At 71.9% G+C, this 16,899-nt stretch carries 12 protein-coding genes; 8 read left to right on the top strand and 4 right to left on the bottom strand.

The window, feature by feature from the left end:
- Positions 1 to 90: 90 nt before the first annotated feature.
- From LXT23_RS30260 to LXT23_RS30270, 3 genes are all read right to left on the bottom strand, one after another.
- Complete coding sequence (locus tag LXT23_RS30260) at positions 91 to 984, bottom strand: hypothetical protein (RefSeq protein ID WP_407692923.1); 894 nt, start codon at positions 982 to 984, stop codon at positions 91 to 93.
- Between the two features lie 182 nt (positions 985 to 1,166).
- On the bottom strand, positions 1,167 to 2,624 hold the full coding sequence (locus LXT23_RS30265) for an NFACT RNA binding domain-containing protein (protein WP_253983818.1): 1,458 nt from the start codon (positions 2,622 to 2,624) through the stop codon (positions 1,167 to 1,169).
- A gap of 95 nt (positions 2,625 to 2,719) precedes the next feature.
- The gene (locus LXT23_RS30270; RefSeq protein WP_253983819.1) at positions 2,720 to 2,905 is read right to left on the bottom strand and encodes a hypothetical protein; all 186 of its coding nucleotides are present in this window, start codon (positions 2,903 to 2,905) and stop codon (positions 2,720 to 2,722) included.
- Between the two features lie 356 nt (positions 2,906 to 3,261).
- On the opposite strand from LXT23_RS30270, the gene LXT23_RS30275 reads away from it, so the two are divergent.
- Positions 3,262 to 4,656 carry a glycoside hydrolase family 1 protein gene (locus tag LXT23_RS30275; RefSeq protein ID WP_253983820.1) on the top strand — a complete coding sequence of 465 codons (1,395 nt, stop codon included), beginning with the start codon at positions 3,262 to 3,264 and terminating at the stop codon, positions 4,654 to 4,656.
- Positions 4,657 to 4,853: 197 nt separating this feature from the next.
- Complete coding sequence (locus tag LXT23_RS30280) at positions 4,854 to 5,759, top strand: zinc metalloprotease (RefSeq protein WP_253983821.1); 906 nt, start codon at positions 4,854 to 4,856, stop codon at positions 5,757 to 5,759.
- A gap of 94 nt (positions 5,760 to 5,853) precedes the next feature.
- On the opposite strand, the gene dusB is transcribed toward LXT23_RS30280, so the two are convergent.
- A complete protein-coding gene (dusB, locus tag LXT23_RS30285) occupies positions 5,854 to 6,867 on the bottom strand; it encodes a tRNA dihydrouridine synthase DusB (RefSeq protein WP_253983822.1) in 1,014 nt (337 codons plus the stop codon).
- A gap of 92 nt (positions 6,868 to 6,959) precedes the next feature.
- On the opposite strand from dusB, the gene LXT23_RS30290 reads away from it, so the two are divergent.
- The 6 genes from LXT23_RS30290 to LXT23_RS30315 all read left to right on the top strand — a co-directional run bounded on the left by LXT23_RS30290 (position 6,960) and on the right by LXT23_RS30315 (position 16,894).
- Positions 6,960 to 8,390 (top strand): TPR end-of-group domain-containing protein, encoded by a 1,431-nt coding sequence (locus tag LXT23_RS30290; RefSeq protein WP_253983823.1) that lies wholly within the window; start codon positions 6,960 to 6,962, stop codon positions 8,388 to 8,390.
- Positions 8,391 to 8,476: 86 nt separating this feature from the next.
- Positions 8,477 to 9,547, top strand: a complete 1,071-nt coding sequence (locus tag LXT23_RS30295; protein WP_253983824.1) for an acyl-CoA desaturase — start codon at positions 8,477 to 8,479, stop codon at positions 9,545 to 9,547.
- 58 nt (positions 9,548 to 9,605) lie between these two features.
- Entirely contained in the window at positions 9,606 to 10,235 is a 630-nt protein-coding gene (locus LXT23_RS30300; RefSeq protein ID WP_253983825.1) for an RNA polymerase sigma factor, read from the top strand.
- Positions 10,232 to 11,035 carry an NrsF family protein gene (locus LXT23_RS30305; RefSeq protein WP_253983826.1) on the top strand — a complete coding sequence of 268 codons (804 nt, stop codon included), beginning with the start codon at positions 10,232 to 10,234 and terminating at the stop codon, positions 11,033 to 11,035. The genes LXT23_RS30300 and LXT23_RS30305 overlap by 4 nt, the downstream gene beginning before the upstream one ends.
- A gap of 156 nt (positions 11,036 to 11,191) precedes the next feature.
- Positions 11,192 to 13,279, top strand: a complete 2,088-nt coding sequence (locus LXT23_RS30310; protein ID WP_253983827.1) for a chloride channel protein — start codon at positions 11,192 to 11,194, stop codon at positions 13,277 to 13,279.
- Positions 13,280 to 13,342: 63 nt separating this feature from the next.
- Complete coding sequence (locus LXT23_RS30315; RefSeq protein WP_253983828.1) at positions 13,343 to 16,894, top strand: hypothetical protein; 3,552 nt, start codon at positions 13,343 to 13,345, stop codon at positions 16,892 to 16,894.
- Positions 16,895 to 16,899 lie beyond the last annotated feature (5 nt).

A 16,899-nucleotide genomic window follows, 5' to 3' on the forward strand; every position in this document is an offset into this window, starting at 1 on the left:
GGATGGGTGTACCTCATGGATGCGTCAAGCACGCTCCATGAGGTCCCTCGCTCGGTAAAACGGTAAATGAGCCAGCGAACGAAGGAGCCTTCACCCGCGCAACAGCACGCCGAGGTTCTCCCGTTCCCAACGCAACGCGGCGGCGTAATGCGGGAAGGTCCGCTCCCTCTCACGGAAGGCGCGCGGGTGGTGCACGCGACGCCCGCCCCGCGCGTTGCTCGGGAAGAGCTGGTGGAGCATCTCGTGGAAGACGATGAACTCCACGAAGAAGGCGGGCACCTCCGGGCTGTCGAGCGCCGGGTGGATGCGAATCTCGCGCGTCTGGTGGTCGTAGACGCCCAGGCGGATGGACTTGCGGCGCCGGCGGGGCGGCATGCGGCCCCAGCCGATGCGGGCCTGGATGAGGCCCTGAAAATGGGCGGCGTTGACCCCGTCGTAAAGCGCCTGCAGGTCGAAGCAGCGGCCCCGGGCGTTGAGGTCCGCGTCCGTTTCGCGGCGCACCTGGCGGATGCGCGGCTGCTGGCCCCGGATGTACTCGTCGAGGATGCCGCCCGCGCCGCGGTGGCCGCGGCCGGCGTAGTCCGCCACCGCGCGCACCACGGGCTCGGGCGCGTCCAGGAACATGTGGTGCAGCCGGAGCGCGAGCGCGTTGCCGCCCCGGCGGAAGGACACCATGGTGGAGCGGTTGTCCGTCACCGACAGCCGCACCGGCATGCCCAGCTCCGCGCTCAGGCGCCAGGCCAGCGACTCGGCGCGCGTCCACAGCTCCTCGCGCGTCGGGGAAAGGGTGAGCATGCGCGGCGCTTCCTCGGCCACGCGGTTGCGCGGCGGAGGAGGCCGGGGCTGCGGCGGGACGGGGGCGGGCGTCATCACCCCCTGGGCCTGCTGCGGCTCCGTGGCCGCCGTGGCCCGATTGGCCGCGGACATGCCACGAGGAAAGAAGGACATCTGGCTGAGGTGCTCGGGGGTCACTCGGCCGCCCATCGTAGCCGCCAACTCCCCGGACTCAAGGCCGGCGCCACCTGCCTGCCTCCCCTCCGTCAGCCCGTCAACCGGGAGCCTCGCGCCCGCATTCCGCGTGTCACCGTTGACAGCCGCCACGTAACAGGCCAGCGGGCGTCCGTCCGCCGGAGGAATTCTTCCCATCCTCCAGGGCATGACGTCAGTCAGGGCGAGGGAGCGTCCGCGTGGCGGGACTTGAGCAGCCGCTCCAGCCGCTCGGGCTCCATGCGCACGACGAAGGTCTTCTCCCGCGTGAAGCTCACCTGCCCGTGCCCGCCGCCCTTCACCTTGCGCACGAACTTCACCGGCACGTAGCTGACCTCGCCGCGCGGCTCGCCCTTGGCGCCCGAGTGGTGCAGCGCCAGGTGCGCCGCGTCCAGCAGCACCTCCTGCGCCACCTCCTGGCCCTTCTCCAGCGGGAGCACCACGTGGCTGCCCGGGACGCCGCGCGCGTGCAGCCACAGGTGCCACGGCCGGGCGACCTTGAAGGTCAGCGTGTCGTTGTCCTCGGAGCCGCGGCCCACCCAGATGCGCGCCCCGGCGTGGCCCACGTACTCCTTGAAGGGCCGCCCCTCCGGCGCCCCCTCGGCGCCCGTGGCCAGGTGCAGCACCTCCACCTGCGCCAGCAGCATGGCCTCGTCCATCCGCTCAATCTGCTCGAGCGCGGACTGCGCCTGCGCCACCTCGCGGGCCAGCTCCGCCTCGCGGTGGCGCGCCTGCTCCACGCCGCGCAGGAGGCGCCGGTACTGGTGGAAGTGCCAGTCCGCCTCCTCCTTCGGCGTGCGCTTGGGGTCCAGCACCACCTTCACCTCGCGCTCGCCCTCCTCCGTGTACTCGGTGAGCGTCACCTCGGTGGCGCCCCGCTTGAGGCGGTAGAGGTTCTGCGCCAGGAGCTCGCCCACGTGCCGGTGCTCCTCGGCCTCCGGCCCCCGGCCCGCCTCGGCGCGGACCTTCTCCAGCGTGCGCGAGGAGCGCTTGAGGCGCGCGCGGTACGGCTGCGCCAGCCGGCGGCGGATGCTCTCGGCGCGGCTCGTCTTGTCCCGCGCGCCCAGCAGCCCTTCCGCGGCGCGGGCATACGGCAGGTCAGCTCCCTCGACAGGGACGAGGCGCGAGGGTGCGCTCCGCCCCTTCGCCAGCGCCTCTGGGGGCAGCGGCTCCGGGGGCGTCCACGCCATGCCCGGGTACAGGTTGCGGCGCTGGGCGAAGCCCTCTCCGGAGTGCATCAGCACCCGGCCACTGTCGCTCAGGAGGAAGAGACCGCCGGGCGCGCCCAGCTCGAGCACCAGACGGCGGCGCACGTCCTCGCGCTCGAAGTCCAGCTCCACCACCCGCTCCGCGTCGCGCCAGCGGGCGCCCTGCAGCTTGAAGCCGGTCAGCTCGCCCCGCAGCCACCGCTGGAAGGGCGCGGGCTCGCCCGGCGTGGGGAAGCGCTCCTGGGCCGCCGACACCCGCGACAGCTCACCTTCCGCGCACAGGCACAGCACCACCGAGTGGCCCGGCACCCGCAGCTCCAGGTAGGCCAGCCGCGACAGCGGGCACCACGCCTTCTGCGCCACCGCACCGGTGAGGCGCGCTCCTACCTCGGCCACCACCTGCTCCAGCTCCACGGGACGCAGCGACACGGCCACTCCTATCGCCAGAAATGAAAACGGCCCGGCGGGTTTCGCCGAGCCGTTCACCGGACGTCAACTCACGTCCGCTCATGACGACTGAGTGCTCAGGACTCCGGCGTGGCCGGGGCCGCGGCGCTCTTGCTCGCCCGCTTGCGGGCAGGAGCCTTGCGAGCGGCCTTGCGAGCGCCGCCCTTCTTGGCCGCCGCCTTCTTGGCCGTCTTGCCCGCCGTCTTGCGGGTCGTGGTCTTCTTCGCGGTCGCCTTCTTCGCGGTCTTCTTCTTGGCAGCCATCAGAAACCTCCGGTTCAGTGATTTGGCCCCGTCAACCAGGACCCTGCACTCTTCTTGATGGGAGTGAGTGCTTGAAGTGAAGAGTACGGGTGACATGCGCGTGTGTCAACGCATGGTGATGTATTGCATCGCGCGGCGAGGCCGATTTTTCGGCATCGGGCGCTTCCGGACGCCCGAAACGGTGCCTCGCGGACACTCCGGAGCGTTTTGAGGCGTCGCGCGCGAGGCCGAATTTCCGGCTCCGGACGCGTTTCGGGCGATCGCGCACGCGCGGCGCGGCGGCGCACGCGGCCTACAGGCATGTGGCACGGGACGCTTTTCGCGGTGGAGGGTGGGGTCTACGGTGCGCCACCACCATGAGCGCCTCCGTGCCCACCACCGAGCCCACTTCCGAGCCCACCGCCACGCGAACCACCGAGCTGGCCACCTTCCCCGCGGACTTCACCTTCGGCGTCGCGACGTCGGCGTACCAGGTGGAGGGCGGCATCGAGAACGACTGGGCCGAGTGGGAGCGCGCCGGGAAGCTGAAGGAGCCCCACGCCCGCTGCGGCCGCGCGGTGGACCACTGGAACCGCTACGAGGAGGACTACGGCCTGGCGCGCGCGGTGGGCGCCACCGCGTTCCGCATCTCCCTGGAGTGGGCGCGAATCGAGCCCGAGCGCGGGCGGTACGACGGCGCGGTGCTGGAGGCGTACCGCGAGCGGCTCCTCAAGATGAAGGCCCGGGGGCTGCGGCCGGTGGTGACACTGCACCACTTCACCCACCCCACCTGGTTCCACCGCGAGACGCCGTGGCACCTGCCAGCCAGCGTGGACGCCTTCCGCCAGTACGCGCGCCAGTGCGCGGCGCTGCTCGAGGGGCTGGACGCGCTCATCATCTCCTTCAACGAGCCGATGGTGCTGCTGCTGGGCGGCTACCTCCAGGGCGCCATCCCACCAGGCATCGCCGATGGCAACCTCACCATGCGGGCGCTGGAGAACATGGTGCGCGCGCACGTGGCCGCGCGCGAGGAGCTGCTGGCGCGGCTGGGCCGCGTGGAGCTGGGCATCTCCCAGAACATGCTCGCCTTCGCGCCGGACCGGTGGTGGCACCCGATGGACCGCGCGCTGGTGCGGCTGAGCGCCCAGGCCTACAACCACGCCTTCCACGAGGCGCTGGCCAGCGGGAAGCTGCGCATCACCATGCCGGGCGTGGCCTCCACGCGCGTGGACATCCCCGCCGCGCGGGACTCGGCGGAGTTCATCGGGGTGAACTACTACACCCGCGCGCACCTGCGCTTCGTGCCGCGCCCGCCCTTCATCGAGTTCAAGTACCGCGACACGCGGGGCCGCGGCCTCACCGACATCGGCTGGGAGGACTGGCCCGAGGGCTTCCTCCAGACGCTGCGCGAGGTGAAGCGCTACGGGCGGCCGGTGTGGATTACGGAGAACGGCATCGATGACCGCGGCGGCGCGCGCCGGCCCCACTACCTCCACTCGCACCTGGCCCAGGTGCTGGCCGCGCGGGCGCATGGCGTGGACGTGCGCGGCTATCTCTATTGGAGCCTGCTCGACAACTTCGAGTGGCTGGAGGCCTGGGGGCCGCGCTTCGGCCTGTACCACGTGGACTTCGACACGCTGGAGCGCCGCCCCACCCCCGCCTGCGCCTGGTTTAAAGCCGTGGCTACCGGGCGAAAGCTGATTCCCCCGGATTCTGCAATGGTCCCCAGGTCGGTGTCCGAAAATGGGACAGAGGCTCGCGACGCTGGCTGAATCCAGGTCAATGAGGTGCCCTGAGACAGGGCACTTATTGCAGCCGCGTTACAATAATTACAGGATTAATGGTAAAATTCTGCTGGCACGGTCTTGACTTCACCGGTCGATTAGCTGCCTGATGCGGGAACAGCCGGCCGGGCCTCCCATTTTCTTGGGAATACCGACTTCGGCTGCTCGCTCCAGGAGTCTCATCCATGAAGAAGATGTGGTCGAGTGTCGTTGCCGTGACTACCGCCCTGAGCCTGACCGCCTGCCAGAGCGAGGAGCCGAAGCCCGCGGCCGACGCCGCCGACTTCCAGATTGTCGGTGGAGAGGTCATCGACGAGGCGTTCTTCAACGACAACAAGGTGGGCTCGTGCGCCACGGTGGACTTCGGTCCCTCCGAGGCCCGCCGCTCGCCGACGCCGGAGGAGGCCCAGAAGTTCGAGACGCGGGCCCAGGCGGACAACATGGTGAACGTGGCGTGGCACGTCATCACCAACGGCACCACCGGCAACGTGACGGACGCGCAGATTGCCGCGCAGCTGAAGGTCCTGAACGACGCGTACCTCGGCAAGGGCTTCCAGTTCCAGACGGTGTCCATCGACCGGACGAGCAACTCGAAGTGGTTCAGCATGACGCCCGGCTCGCGCAACGAGACGGTGGCGAAGCAGACGCTGGCGAAGAGCCCGGCCACGACGCTGAACATCTACACCGCGGGCCCCGGCCAGGGTCTGCTGGGCTGGGCCGTGTTCCCCTGGTCCTACGCGGAGAGCCACTACCAGAACGGCGTGGTGCTCCTGCACAGCTCGCTGCCCGGCGGCAGCGCGGCCCCGTACAACCTGGGTGACACGGCCACGCACGAGGTCGGCCACTACCTGGGCCTGTACCACACGTTCCAGGGCGGTTGTAACAACCCGGGCGACTCCGTGGACGACACGCCGGCCGAGGCCTCCGCCGCGTACGGCTGCCCCGCGAACCGCGACACCTGCGCGGCCGCCGGTGCGGACCCCATCTACAACTTCATGGACTACACCGACGACGCCTGCATGAACACGTTCAGCGCGGGCCAGGTCGCGCGCATGGCGTGGGCCGTCTCCACGTACAAGCCGAGCCTGTAATCCGGCCACGGACGTAGCCGTCTGAAGCACGAAGGCGCGGCACCTCGACTGGAGGCGCCGCGCCTTCTGTTTTTCCAGCCCGGAAGGCGCGCGCTCAGCCCAGCGCCGCGCGGTAGTCCACGTCCTGCTCGCCGTCGGGGCCGGCGAGGTCCGCGTCCGCGGAGTCGAAGAAGCGGCGCACGCAGTCCTCCACGGCGGAGGGCAGGTCCAGCGCATTCACCTCCGCGCGGAAGGCGGCGGCGCCGTACAGGCCGTGGGCGTACCACGCCAGCTGCTTGCGGAAGGAGCGCACCGCGCCCAGCGGGTCCCCCATGAAGTCCAGGTGCGCGCGCAGGTGCTCGAGCACCAGGGCGCAGCGCTCGCGCGGGGTGGCGGGCGGGCCGCCCAGCAGCTCGCGGAAAATCCAGGGGTTGCCCAGCGCCGCGCGGCCAATCATCACGAAGTCACAGCCGGTGCTCTCCAGCATGCGCCGGGCGTCCTCCGGCGTCCTCACGTCCCCGTTGCCGATGAGGGGCAGCTCCGGGAAGTGGCGCTTGAGGTCGGCGATGACGCTCCAGTCCGCCTGGCCCGAGTAGCCCTGCTCGCGGGTGCGCGGGTGGATGGCGAGCGCCGCGCAGCCGGCCTCCTGGAGCGAGGCGGCCATCTGGAGGTAGTTCCGGTTCCGGGCATCCCACCCCGAGCGAATCTTGCAGGTGACGGGCAGCCCGGTGGCCTCGCGGATGGCGCGGACGATGGCGCCGGCGCGGGGCACGTCGCACAAGAGGGCGCTGCCGGCGCCGTTCTTCGTCACCTTCTTCACCGGGCAGCCCATGTTGATGTCGATGATTTGAGCGCCGGACGCCTTGCCCACCTCCGCGGCGCGGGCCATGGCCTCCGGCTCGCCGCCATAAATCTGGAGGGAGTAGGGCCGCTCCACCTGGGCGTCGTAGCGCAGGTACTTGAGGGTGCGCTGGTTGGCGCGCATCAGGCCCTGGGAGCTGACGAGCTCGGTGGGGCAGAGGGCGGCGCCCAGGCGGAAGGCGATGACCCGGAAGGGCATCTCGCTCACCCCCGCCATGGGGGCGAGGATGTAGGGGTTCGGCAGGGAGTAGGGACCGAGCTGCGGCATGAAGGGCGGGGAACCTAGCGGATTGACCGGGAGGTTGCAGGAGGCGTCTATCGGCCTGCGCGGCCCGCACTTAACCGTTAAGGTCGGTCCCCATGTTCCGCTTTCGCCTCGGGAGCATTCCCGTCGAAGTCCATCCCAGCCACCTGCTGGTGTCCGCCATGATTGCGTGGGGCTCCATCGGAGCGGCCCAGGACGGCTGGCCGTTCCGTCAGGTGGAGGGGGCGCCCGCCCTCGGCCACGCCAGCGCCATGGTGGTCTACATCCTGTCGTGGATGCTCATCGTCTTCGTGTCCGTGCTCATCCATGAGATGGGGCACGCCCTGGCCAGCCGGCTGTTCGGCTACCGGCCGAGCATCGCGCTGGTCTGGATGGGGGGCCACACGCTCCCCAACGACGAGCCCGGCCCCCTGCCCTGGAAGCGCAACCTGCTCATCACCGCGGCGGGGCCCTTCTTCGGGCTGATGCTGGGCATCGCCAGCGGGGTGGGCTACTCGATGCTCAAGGGCCGCTCGCCCGCGTTGGACTTCTTCCTGTTCACCTTCATGGTGGCCAACCTGTTCTGGGCGGTGCTGAACATGCTGCCGGTGCTTCCGCTGGATGGCGGGCACATCACCACCACCCTGGCGACGCGGATGTTCGGCCCCCGGAAGGGCTTCATCCTGGCGCAGGGGCTGGCGCTGCTGGTGTGCGTGGCGGCGGTGGTGTTCGGCCTGAAGACGGGCTCGCTGCTGTTCACCATCATCTTCGCCATGTACGGCGTGCAGGCCTTCCGCGTGGTGGCGGAGGGGATGCGGGGCGGGGAGAAGGCCCGGGTGTCGAACCTCTCGGGGCCGCTGGCGGAGAAGCTGCGCGAGGCGAAGGTGGCGCTCGACGCGGGCCGCATGGACGACGCGCGGCGGCTGAGCGCCGGGGTGCTGGAGACGGAGGAGGGCCTCACGCCGCAGCTGGCCAGCCACGCGCACCACATGCTGGGGTGGGTGGCGCTGAAGGAGGGCCAGGGCCGGCAGGCGCTGGACCACTTCTCTCAGGTGCAGGGCCTGCCGGTGGAGCCGCACGCGGTGGCGGCGGCCTTCTCGCTGGTGGGCGACGACGGGCGCGCGCTCGACTGGTGGAAGCAGGCCTGGCAGACGTCGTCGGACCGCACGGTGCTCCACGAGTACGCCGGCACGCTCATCCGCCTGGGCCGTGAGCAGGAGGCGCTGCGGCTCCCGAGCCTGGACCCCGCGGCGGCGTACTCCTGCGCGGAGCGGGTGCTCTTCATCCGCGGCGCGTACTCCGAGGCGGCCACGGTGAGCGAGGCGGCGCTCCAGCACACGCCCAGCGCCACCATCGCCTACGACGCCGCATGCGCCTATGCGCGCGCGCGCAACGTGCCGGACGCGGTGCGGATGCTGCGCCGCGCCACGGAGCTGGGGTTCAGGGACGGGGGCTATGCCGCCTCGGACGAGGACCTGGCGCCCCTGCATGGACACCCGGACTTCGAAGCCTGGTTGACGGAGCTGCGCCAATCCGCGGCGTCCTGACAGTGCCATGACAGGAGGGGGTGTTGATGCTGGGAGGGACTGAGCAGCTTGCGCTCGGTTCCAAGCCCCAGCTCACGAGGCTCCCTTTGCAGACGACATCCTCCCCTGCCGTGGCCGCGGACGACGAGCGCCTCAACTGGCTGTCCTCCATCCCCTTCTTCGCCGTCCACATCATGTGCCTCGCCGTGTTCTGGGTGGGCGCGAACCCCGTGGACGTGGCGGTGTGTGTGGGCCTGTACGTGGTGCGGATGTGGGGCATCACCGCGGGCTTCCACCGGTACTTCTCGCACCGGGCCTTCAAGACGGGGCGCGTGTTCCAGTTCATCCTGGCCCTGGTGGGCACCACGTCGACGCAGAAGGGCGTGCTGTGGTGGGCGGCGAACCACCGGCACCACCACCGGTACTCGGACCAGGCGGAGGACATCCACTCGCCGATTCAGCGTGGCTTCTGGTGGAGCCACATGAACTGGATTCTCTGCGACAAGTACGGGGACACGAAGCTGGAGTCCATCAAGGACTTCGCGCGCTTCCCGGAGCTGGTGCTGCTCAACCGCTTCCACCTGGTGCCGCCGGTGCTGCTGGCGGTGGCGCTCTACTTCATCGGCGGCTTCTCCATGCTGGTGTGGGGCTTCTTCGTCAGCACCACGCTCCTGTGGCACGGGACGTTCACCATCAACTCGCTGAGCCACATCTTCGGCAAGCGCCGCTACAAGACGACGGACACCAGCCGGAACAACTGGCTGCTGGCGCTCATCACCCTGGGCGAGGGGTGGCACAACAACCACCACTACCACCAGAACACCGCCAACCAGGGCTGGTTCTGGTGGGAGGTGGACCTCAGCTACTACTCGCTGAAGGCGCTCTCCTGGGTGGGCGTGGTGGAGGGGCTGCGCAAGCCGTCCGAGGCCACGAAGTACGCCTTCCGGAAGTACACGGCCGAGGAGCGCGCGGAGCTCGAGGCGCCCACCCGCTTCTGGGGGGCCACGGGTGCGCGGGCGCAGCTCGTCGCGGCCCGGGCCGCGGCGGGTGACGCGGCCAAGGCCGCCGGAGACGCGGCCAAGGCGGCGGGAGACAAGGTGCGCGAGGCGATTGCCGCCGCCACAGACCACCTGCCCACCTCCGCGCCGTCGCCCCAGGCGATGCTCAAGCGGCAGTAAGCAGCCAGGCGGCCAGGAACGCGCCTGTCCTACCTTCCCGGGATAGAATCCGCGGCGCGTGCCACTGCCGCCCTCCTCGCTGAAACCCGAAGTCGCCTCGGCGCGTACCGGTGATGAGCCGGTGCGCGAGTCCGTTGGCGCCGGGTCCGACGAGGTGCTGATGGCGCGGTTCTGCGAGGGGGAGTCCACGGCGTTCGACGCGCTCTTCCAGCGCTACGCCCGCCCCGTGCACGGCTACCTCGCGCGGCTGACGGGCAGCCCGGCCTCGGCCGAGGACCTGGTGCAGCTCACCTTCCTGTCCCTGGTGCGCGCCCGGGGACGCTTCCAGCCGAGCTCCCGCTTCAAGCCGTGGCTCTACGCCATCGCCACCAACGCGGCGCGGGACTTCCAGCGCCGGGGCCGGCGGCCGGAGGAGCTGACGCCTGAGGGCGAGCTTCCCGCCAGCATCCCCGCCGACCTGCCAGCCCCGCGCGACGCCGGGCTTGAGCAGGCCGTGCAGCGCGCCCTGGCCGCCCTGCCCGAGGGCCAGCGCATCCCCATCCTCCTCCACCGCTTCGAGGGGATGAGCTTCGCGGAGATTGCCGACGCCATGGACCTCACCGAGAGCGCGGTGAAGGTCCGCGCCCACCGTGGCTACGCGCGCCTGCGCGAGCTGCTGGCCGCCCTGCATCAGGAGACCACTGAATGAAGCCGGAGTGCTCGCGGGTGATGGACTCCCTGGGAGGGCCGCTGCCAGCGGACCTGGAGTCGCACGTGGCCTCCTGTGAGGACTGCCGTGCCCTGGTGGGCGGCTTCGACGTGCTGGGCGGGGCGCCGGTGGCTCCGACGGCTCGCACCGCCCCCATGTCCCCGGCGCCGGCCCCGAGGCTGGAGACCGCGCGGCAGGTCGCCCTGAAGGAGCTGGCCGCACACCCGAAGCCCACGCCCTGGTGGCGCGAGCTGCTGGTGCTGCTGGCCGTCTACGCGGGGGTGTTCCTCGGAGGCCTCTTCCTGCTGGGCAGGGACGGGCTGGTGGGCAACCTGGCCTCGCCCCTGGTGATTGCGGTGGTGGCGCTGCTCACCCTGCTGCTGGTGGGCGGGGGCGCGCTGGTGGCCGTGGCGCCGACATGGCGGCGGCTGCCGTGGGGCCTGGTGGCGCTGGGCGCGGTAGGCGTCGCCGCGGTGCAGCTGGTGGGCGGCTCCGGACAGCAGGGCCGGGTGCGTCCGCTGCTGGCGGGGGCGATGGGGTGCATGGGCTCGGAGCTGCTGCTGTCGGTGCTGCCCGTGGCCGCCGCGCTCGTGCTGCTGTCCCGGTCGGCCTTCCAGCCCGCGCGGGCGCTCGCGGCGGGCCTGTCCGCGGCGGGGGTGAGCCTGCTGGTGCTCCACCTCCACTGCTCGGATGGGACGCTGGCGCACCTGCTGGTGGCACACGTGGTGCCGTGGCTGCTGCTGGCGGGCGTGGTGGTGCTGGTGCGCTCGCGCCTGCCCACGCACAGCTACGCGCCCTAAGGAGGAGGTGGCGCTCGAAGCCGGACGGCTGCCCCCCAGGCCGGCACACGCCCCTCGCGCGGGACGGAGTGCCACCGGCCCGACACCCGCGCCACATCCCTTGCTGCTCCCGTCAGAGGACTGTTACTGGGAGCACCAATGACAGGCGATGCACCCATGCCCGAAGTCGCGCTCCAGCGCACGGCCTGGGTCCGCCTGCGGGCGTTCCTGGGCCGCTCGCTCCATGCGCTGCTCGGGGCCTCCAACCGGCTGCGGCTGCCGGGCCCGTCGGTGCTGCCGGTGGCGGGCGCCGTGGTGGGGCTCTACAGCGGGCTGGCCGCCGGCATCTTCGCCAACCTCATCGGCCTGGTGAGCGGGCTCACCTTCGGAGCGGCCGAGCTGACGCACACGCTGCGCCGCAGCCAGCTGCGCACCCTCTGGGACGCGTTCGCCTCCGCGCGCTGGCATCCGGAGTACGCCATCATCGGCATGCCGGTGGCGCTGGGCGCGCTGGTGCTGTCGCACATCATCCAGCCCGGCGGCCCGCGCGACGAGGTGAAGCGCCGGCTGCGGCTGCTGTCCCTGCTGGCCCTGGGCGCGCTGTCCCTCTACTACCCGCTGGTGGCCCTGGCCGCGCTCAACAGCGTGTTCGCCCACACGCACGACCTGCCAGAGACGCTGACCCACCTGCCCTGGTGGCTGATGCTGCTGGCGCCCACGCTGGGCGGCGTGGCGGTGGGCCGGCTGCTGCGCGACAGGCCGGAGACGCACGGCCACGGTGTGCCCGAGGTGGTGCGCGCGGTGAAGTCCGGCGCCAACGTGGTTCCGGCGGACCGGGGCCTGCTGAAGCTGCTGGCGTCCGCGATAACGATTGGCAGCGGCGGCTCGGCGGGCCGAGAGGGCCCCATCGTCTATGGCGGCGCCGCGTTCGCCTCCAGCGTGGGCCGGGTGCTGGGCTTCAGCCGCAGGGAGCTGTCCATCCTCCTGGCCTGCGGGGCGGGCGCGGGCATCTCCGCGTCCTTCAACGCCCCCATCGCCGGCGCCGTGTTCGCGATGGAAATCATCCTCCGCGAGTTCGAGCTGCGCGTCTTCTCGCCCATCATCCTGGCCAGCGTGGCCGGCACCCTGGTGAGCCAGGGCGTGCTGGGCGAGGCCCCCATGCTCCGCCGCGTCCCGTACGAGCTGGTCAGCGGCGGCGAGGTGCTGGCGTACGCGGGGCTGGGCATCGCCTGCGGGCTGCTGGCCTTCGCCTTCGTGCGGATGCTGCACGGGACGGAGCACTACTTCCAGGGCCACGGGAAGGGCCGGCTATCGCCCTGGCTGGGCCGCCGTCCCCTGCCCCTGCGCGCGGGCCTGGGCGGGCTGTGCGCGGGCGTGCTCGCCTTCATCAGCCCCACGGTGTGGGGCAGCGGGCACGACTACATCAACCTGGCGGCGCTGGGGCGGCTGTCCCTGCTCTTCCTCGTCACCGCGTGCGTGCTGAAGCTGGTGGCCACCGCCATCACCATCGGCTCGGGGGGCTCGGGCGGCACCTTCTTCCCGGCGGCCGTCATCGGCGCCATGGCGGGCGGCGCCTTCGGCACGGTGGTGCACTCCTTCTTTCCCGAGGGCACCGGCCCCAGCGGCGCGTACGCCCTGGTGGGCATGGGGGGCGCGGTGGCCGCCCTCAACCGCGGGCCGCTCACCGGGATGATGATGCTCTACGAGCTGAGCGGGAACCACGACATCATCCTGCCGCTGATGGTGACGTGCACCATCGCCTCCGCCCTCTGCCACTATCTCATCGAGCGCAAGGCGCCGAAGACGCAGAGCGACGCGGACCTGCTGGAGGCCACGCCCGTGCGCAAGGTGATGGCGCACCTGCCCCCCGTGCCGGCGGGCACGCCGATGCGCGAGCTGACGGATTTGCTGCTCACCTCCGAGGCGGGCACCCTGCCCGTGCTGGACACGGCCGGCTCCGTCTACGGCACCGTGCAGGTGGAGCAGCTGCGCGAGGTGTGGCGGGACGAGTCCCTGTACCCCCTGCTGGTGGCCAGTGACCTGGCGCGCAAGCTGCCCCTGCTGTCCCCCGACGAGGACCTGGGCCACGCGCTGCGCCTGATGGACCAGGAGGACGTGGACGCCCTGCCCGTCACGTGCCCTCCTGGAAGCCCCACCTGCGGCCTGCTCACCCGCGGCGCCGTCCGGCGGTACCTCTTCGCCCAGCACGCCCGCTCGCTCTCCCACGCGGACGCCCCCGTCAGCGCCACCGAGACCACGCACTGAGTCACGGTGCGTGAGCGCCCGGCGGTTTGTCAGGAAACGGCGGAGCCGGGCATCCTTCGCGCCATGGCCGAGATTCGTCTGTCCGAGCTGCGCGCCGAGCTGTCCTCCACCCACCACACCGCCCGCATCCGCCGGATGGTGGAGCTGGGCCGCCGTGCACCGACGGAGCCGGGCGCCCATGCCGCCCTGGAGGGACTGTCCCAGGGAGACGCGTACGAGCGGCGACTGGCCCTCGCCGCCCAGTACACCCGGCGCGACGGCGCCGCCGTGCTCCGCGCCACGTCCGACGCGTCCGCCCGCATCCGCTCACTGGCCTTCAAGCTGGTGGCCATCGCCTGTGACGACGCCCAGGCGTTGGAGGCCCTGAAGATGGCCTACGCGATGAAGCGCGAGGGGGCCATCCTCCGCGGGCTCATGCGGCAGGAGCGCCAGGGCGTCATCGACGTGTACCTCGACTGGCTCGCCTCGCGTAGCAACGTCCCCGACTTCGCGGACGCCGTGCCCCTGGGCACGCCCGGCGGCATCCGACGGCACCTCGCCCGGGCCCTGGAGAAGCCGGGCTACCGTTTCTGGAACCGCCTGGCGCGCTACGCCCCCGACATCCTCGCGGAGGTGCTCGCCGCGCGCCTGAGGGCCGTGCCCGGCGAGCCCGACCCCGTGACGCGCATGTACCTCAACGCGTACCTGGCCCGCATCGCCGACCAGGCGCCCGAGTCCGCCCTGGTGCTCTTCGAGCTGCTGCTCTCCCGGCGCATCCAGCCCGAGGCCTACGCCTGGAGCTGCCTGGTGGCCCAGCGGCCCGAGGCCGCCCTGGAGCTGCTGCGGCGGCATGAGCATGCCACCGCCTTCTGGAAGCAGTTCGCCCGCCTCGCGTCCCGGCTGAGCACGGAGTCGCTCGCGTGGCTCGTCCGTGAAGCGCCCGGCTCGCTGGGGGACGCGAAGACGCTGCTCACCCGCCTCTCCGAGTCCGCCCGCCGCACCGTCGTGGACGCCTGGTGCGCCGCCGTGGACGTGGCGCCCGACTGGGGCACGGAGCTGCTCAAGTCCATCACCGACACCCCCGTGCGTGAGCGCGTGTACGCGCGCTGGAGCATCGCCGCGCGCAACCGCGACGGCGTCATCTCCCTGGAGCTGCTGCATGCGCTGCCCATCGACCTGCGCGAGCGCGAGGCGCGGCGGCACCTCCACGAGGTGGTGGCCCTGGGCACCCGGCCCCAGCAGCGGCTGGACTATGCGCGCCTGCTGCCCTGGGAGGAGGCCGACTCCGTCCTCAAGACCTACGTCGGCCACCCCGAGGGCACCGTGCGCGGCGCCGCGCTGGCCACGCTGCTTGCCATCCCCGGGCTGCGCCCCGACGAGCCCGCCCTGGTGGACCGTGCCCTGCCCCTGGTGCTGGCACGGAAGAACGAGCAGGACCCGGTGCGCGCGGCGATGTTCGGCGCGCTCGTGCGGTGGCCCCGCCGCGTGTGGCGCCGCGAGCACACCGAGGCGGTGGGCCGGATGCTGCGCGACGCGCTGGACGCGGCCGACCTGTCCCACGCGACGGCGCAGCTCGCCGAGACGCTGCTGCTGCGCACCTTCGCCAGAGACCCCGCCTGGGGCGCCACCTGGCTGGCCACCCTCCTCAAGGAGCGCGGCAGGCTCCACAACCCCCGACTGGGCGAGCACCTCACCGACGACGAGGTCCGCGCCGCCGCACCCCAGCTGCTCGCCATCGCCCAGGGCTGGGCGCAGCGTGAGCGCGGCGAGCCGCTGCTGCAGCTGGTCCACAGCCTGGGCGCGCGGGTGAGCCTGGTGCCGGGCCTGGACGACCTCATCGTGTCCATGCGCAACGAGACGCCCTGGCCGTGGCTGGCGCTGGGGATGACCCAGTGGATGTCCAAGCACGCCCGCGCGCGCTTCGAGGCCACGGTGGGCGCCGCCGTGCGGCACTTCTACGACCGGGGCTGGTTCTCCGAAATCGTCTCGCTGGCCAGCTCGGAGAAGGAGGGGACGCCGCTGCACCTCGAGCTCACCTCCGGACTGGAGCGCGTGGCGCTGCGCCTGGGCAAGGAGGCCCCTGCCGCCGTGACGGTGCTCCGGGAGCGGGCGTGGGCCGCCTTCGACCGGTTCCTGCCCGCGCTGCTGAAGGCCGACGCCAGCGTCGTGTGCTTCCCGGTGGTGCACCAGTACCTGCACCAGCGGCGGCAAGATTTGCTGACGCCCTACCTGGGCGCGCCCGTCATCACCGGCCGCTTCGCCACGGGGAAGTCCGGCTGGCTGCTGACGTTCGACGGCGGCTACTTCCGGTGGACGGCGCAGCAGTGCGCCACCTACTCGCACGCCGTGGGGCGGATGTTCGAGGACCGGGAGCGGGACACCCCGACGCTGCTGTGGGCCGCCGCGACGCTCGCGGCGCTCGACTGGGCGCCGATGGATGGCTTGTGCGCGCTGGCGGACGACTCGCGGCTGGCCGTGCAGGAGAAGGCCATCCGGGTGATGGCGCGGTGCGACCAGGGCCAGGGCGTGCCCACGCTGCTGCGCTGCCTGGAGGACGCTCGTGCCCGCATCGCCATCTACGGCCTGCGCCGGGCCTTCAACGGCATGCCGCCCTCGCGCGTGCTGTCGCTGCTGGCCACCGTTCCGCTGACGAAGGTCACCGTCGCCAAGGAGGTGGTGCGCCTGCTGGGCGAGCTGCGCGCGGATGCCGCCTACGAGCGGCTGCTGGAGCTGGATGGGCTGAGCCTGCACCGGGACGTGCGCATCGCCATGCTGCGCGCGCTCTGGGACCACCTGGACCGCGAGCCGACGTGGGCCGTCTTCGCCCGCGCGGTGGAGGGGACGGACTGGGTCATGGCGTCGCGCCTGGGTGACATCCCCGCGGACCGGCTCACCGCGGCCTCGGACCTGAAGCTGTCCGCGCTGCTCGGGCGGGTGCTGGCGCGGCCGGAGCCGGAGGCCCGCATCGACCTGCTCCGGCGCGCGGCGTACCTCGCCGTGAAGGACGCCGAGCGCACCTTCCTCAACGCCTGCGGCGCGCGGCTGGCTTCGCCCTATGACGACGAGGTGAGCGCGGCCATGCAGGCCGTCCTCCATCGCTCCAACGAGCGCGACCTGGAGCGGCTCGAGGGGATGCTGGCCTCGGTGGCCCCGGACCGGCGCGCGCTGAGCGTGGCGCTGGGCCAATTGCTGGGCCTCAACGTGAAGTCCCGCGCCAGCTACATGCAGGCGGCGGGCGCGGCCGAGCGGGTGCTCTCCCGGGACAGCCGCCTGGCGCCGCTGCGCGTGCGGTGCGCGGCGGCGGCCCTGACGTCGCTGGAGCTGGCGGCGCGGCTGGCCCTCATGGGCGAGGCCGGGCACCTGCACGCGGACGCGCTGGAGGCGTGCCGCAACGTGGTGAACGGGCTGCCCGTCGGAGAGCTGGAGGCAGTGGAGGAGAGGCTCTCCACGAGCGCGAGCGCGGAGGCCCGGCGCGTGGCCGTCTGGTGCCTGGTGCGCGACTCGGCGCCGGGACGCGGGTGGACGCCGGAGCGGCTGGCCCGGCTGGCCCGGCTCCAGGAGGACGCGTCTCCGCTGGTCTCCGGGGCGGCGCAGGCCGTCTTCCCGCCCCGGGAGATGGTGGCGAAGCCCGCGTGAGCGGC

The organism is Pyxidicoccus xibeiensis, from assembly GCF_024198175.1.
Lineage (GTDB): Bacteria > Myxococcota > Myxococcia > Myxococcales > Myxococcaceae > Myxococcus > Myxococcus xibeiensis.

What these genes read in the sequence shown, in the direction of transcription:
- LXT23_RS30260 (WP_407692923.1), bottom strand. Translation starts at nt 984, where the DNA reads ATGGGCGGCCGAGTGACCCCCGAGCACCTCAGCCAGATGTCCTTCTTT.
- LXT23_RS30270 (WP_253983819.1), bottom strand. Translation starts at nt 2,905, where the DNA reads ATGGCTGCCAAGAAGAAGACCGCGAAGAAGGCGACCGCGAAGAAGACC.
- LXT23_RS30275 (WP_253983820.1), top strand. Translation starts at nt 3,262, where the DNA reads ATGAGCGCCTCCGTGCCCACCACCGAGCCCACTTCCGAGCCCACCGCC.
- LXT23_RS30280 (WP_253983821.1), top strand. Translation starts at nt 4,854, where the DNA reads ATGAAGAAGATGTGGTCGAGTGTCGTTGCCGTGACTACCGCCCTGAGC.
- dusB (WP_253983822.1), bottom strand. Translation starts at nt 6,867, where the DNA reads ATGCCGCAGCTCGGTCCCTACTCCCTGCCGAACCCCTACATCCTCGCC.
- LXT23_RS30290 (WP_253983823.1), top strand. Translation starts at nt 6,960, where the DNA reads ATGTTCCGCTTTCGCCTCGGGAGCATTCCCGTCGAAGTCCATCCCAGC.
- LXT23_RS30305 (WP_253983826.1), top strand. Translation starts at nt 10,232, where the DNA reads ATGAAGCCGGAGTGCTCGCGGGTGATGGACTCCCTGGGAGGGCCGCTG.
- LXT23_RS30310 (WP_253983827.1), top strand. Translation starts at nt 11,192, where the DNA reads ATGCCCGAAGTCGCGCTCCAGCGCACGGCCTGGGTCCGCCTGCGGGCG.
- LXT23_RS30315 (WP_253983828.1), top strand. Translation starts at nt 13,343, where the DNA reads ATGGCCGAGATTCGTCTGTCCGAGCTGCGCGCCGAGCTGTCCTCCACC.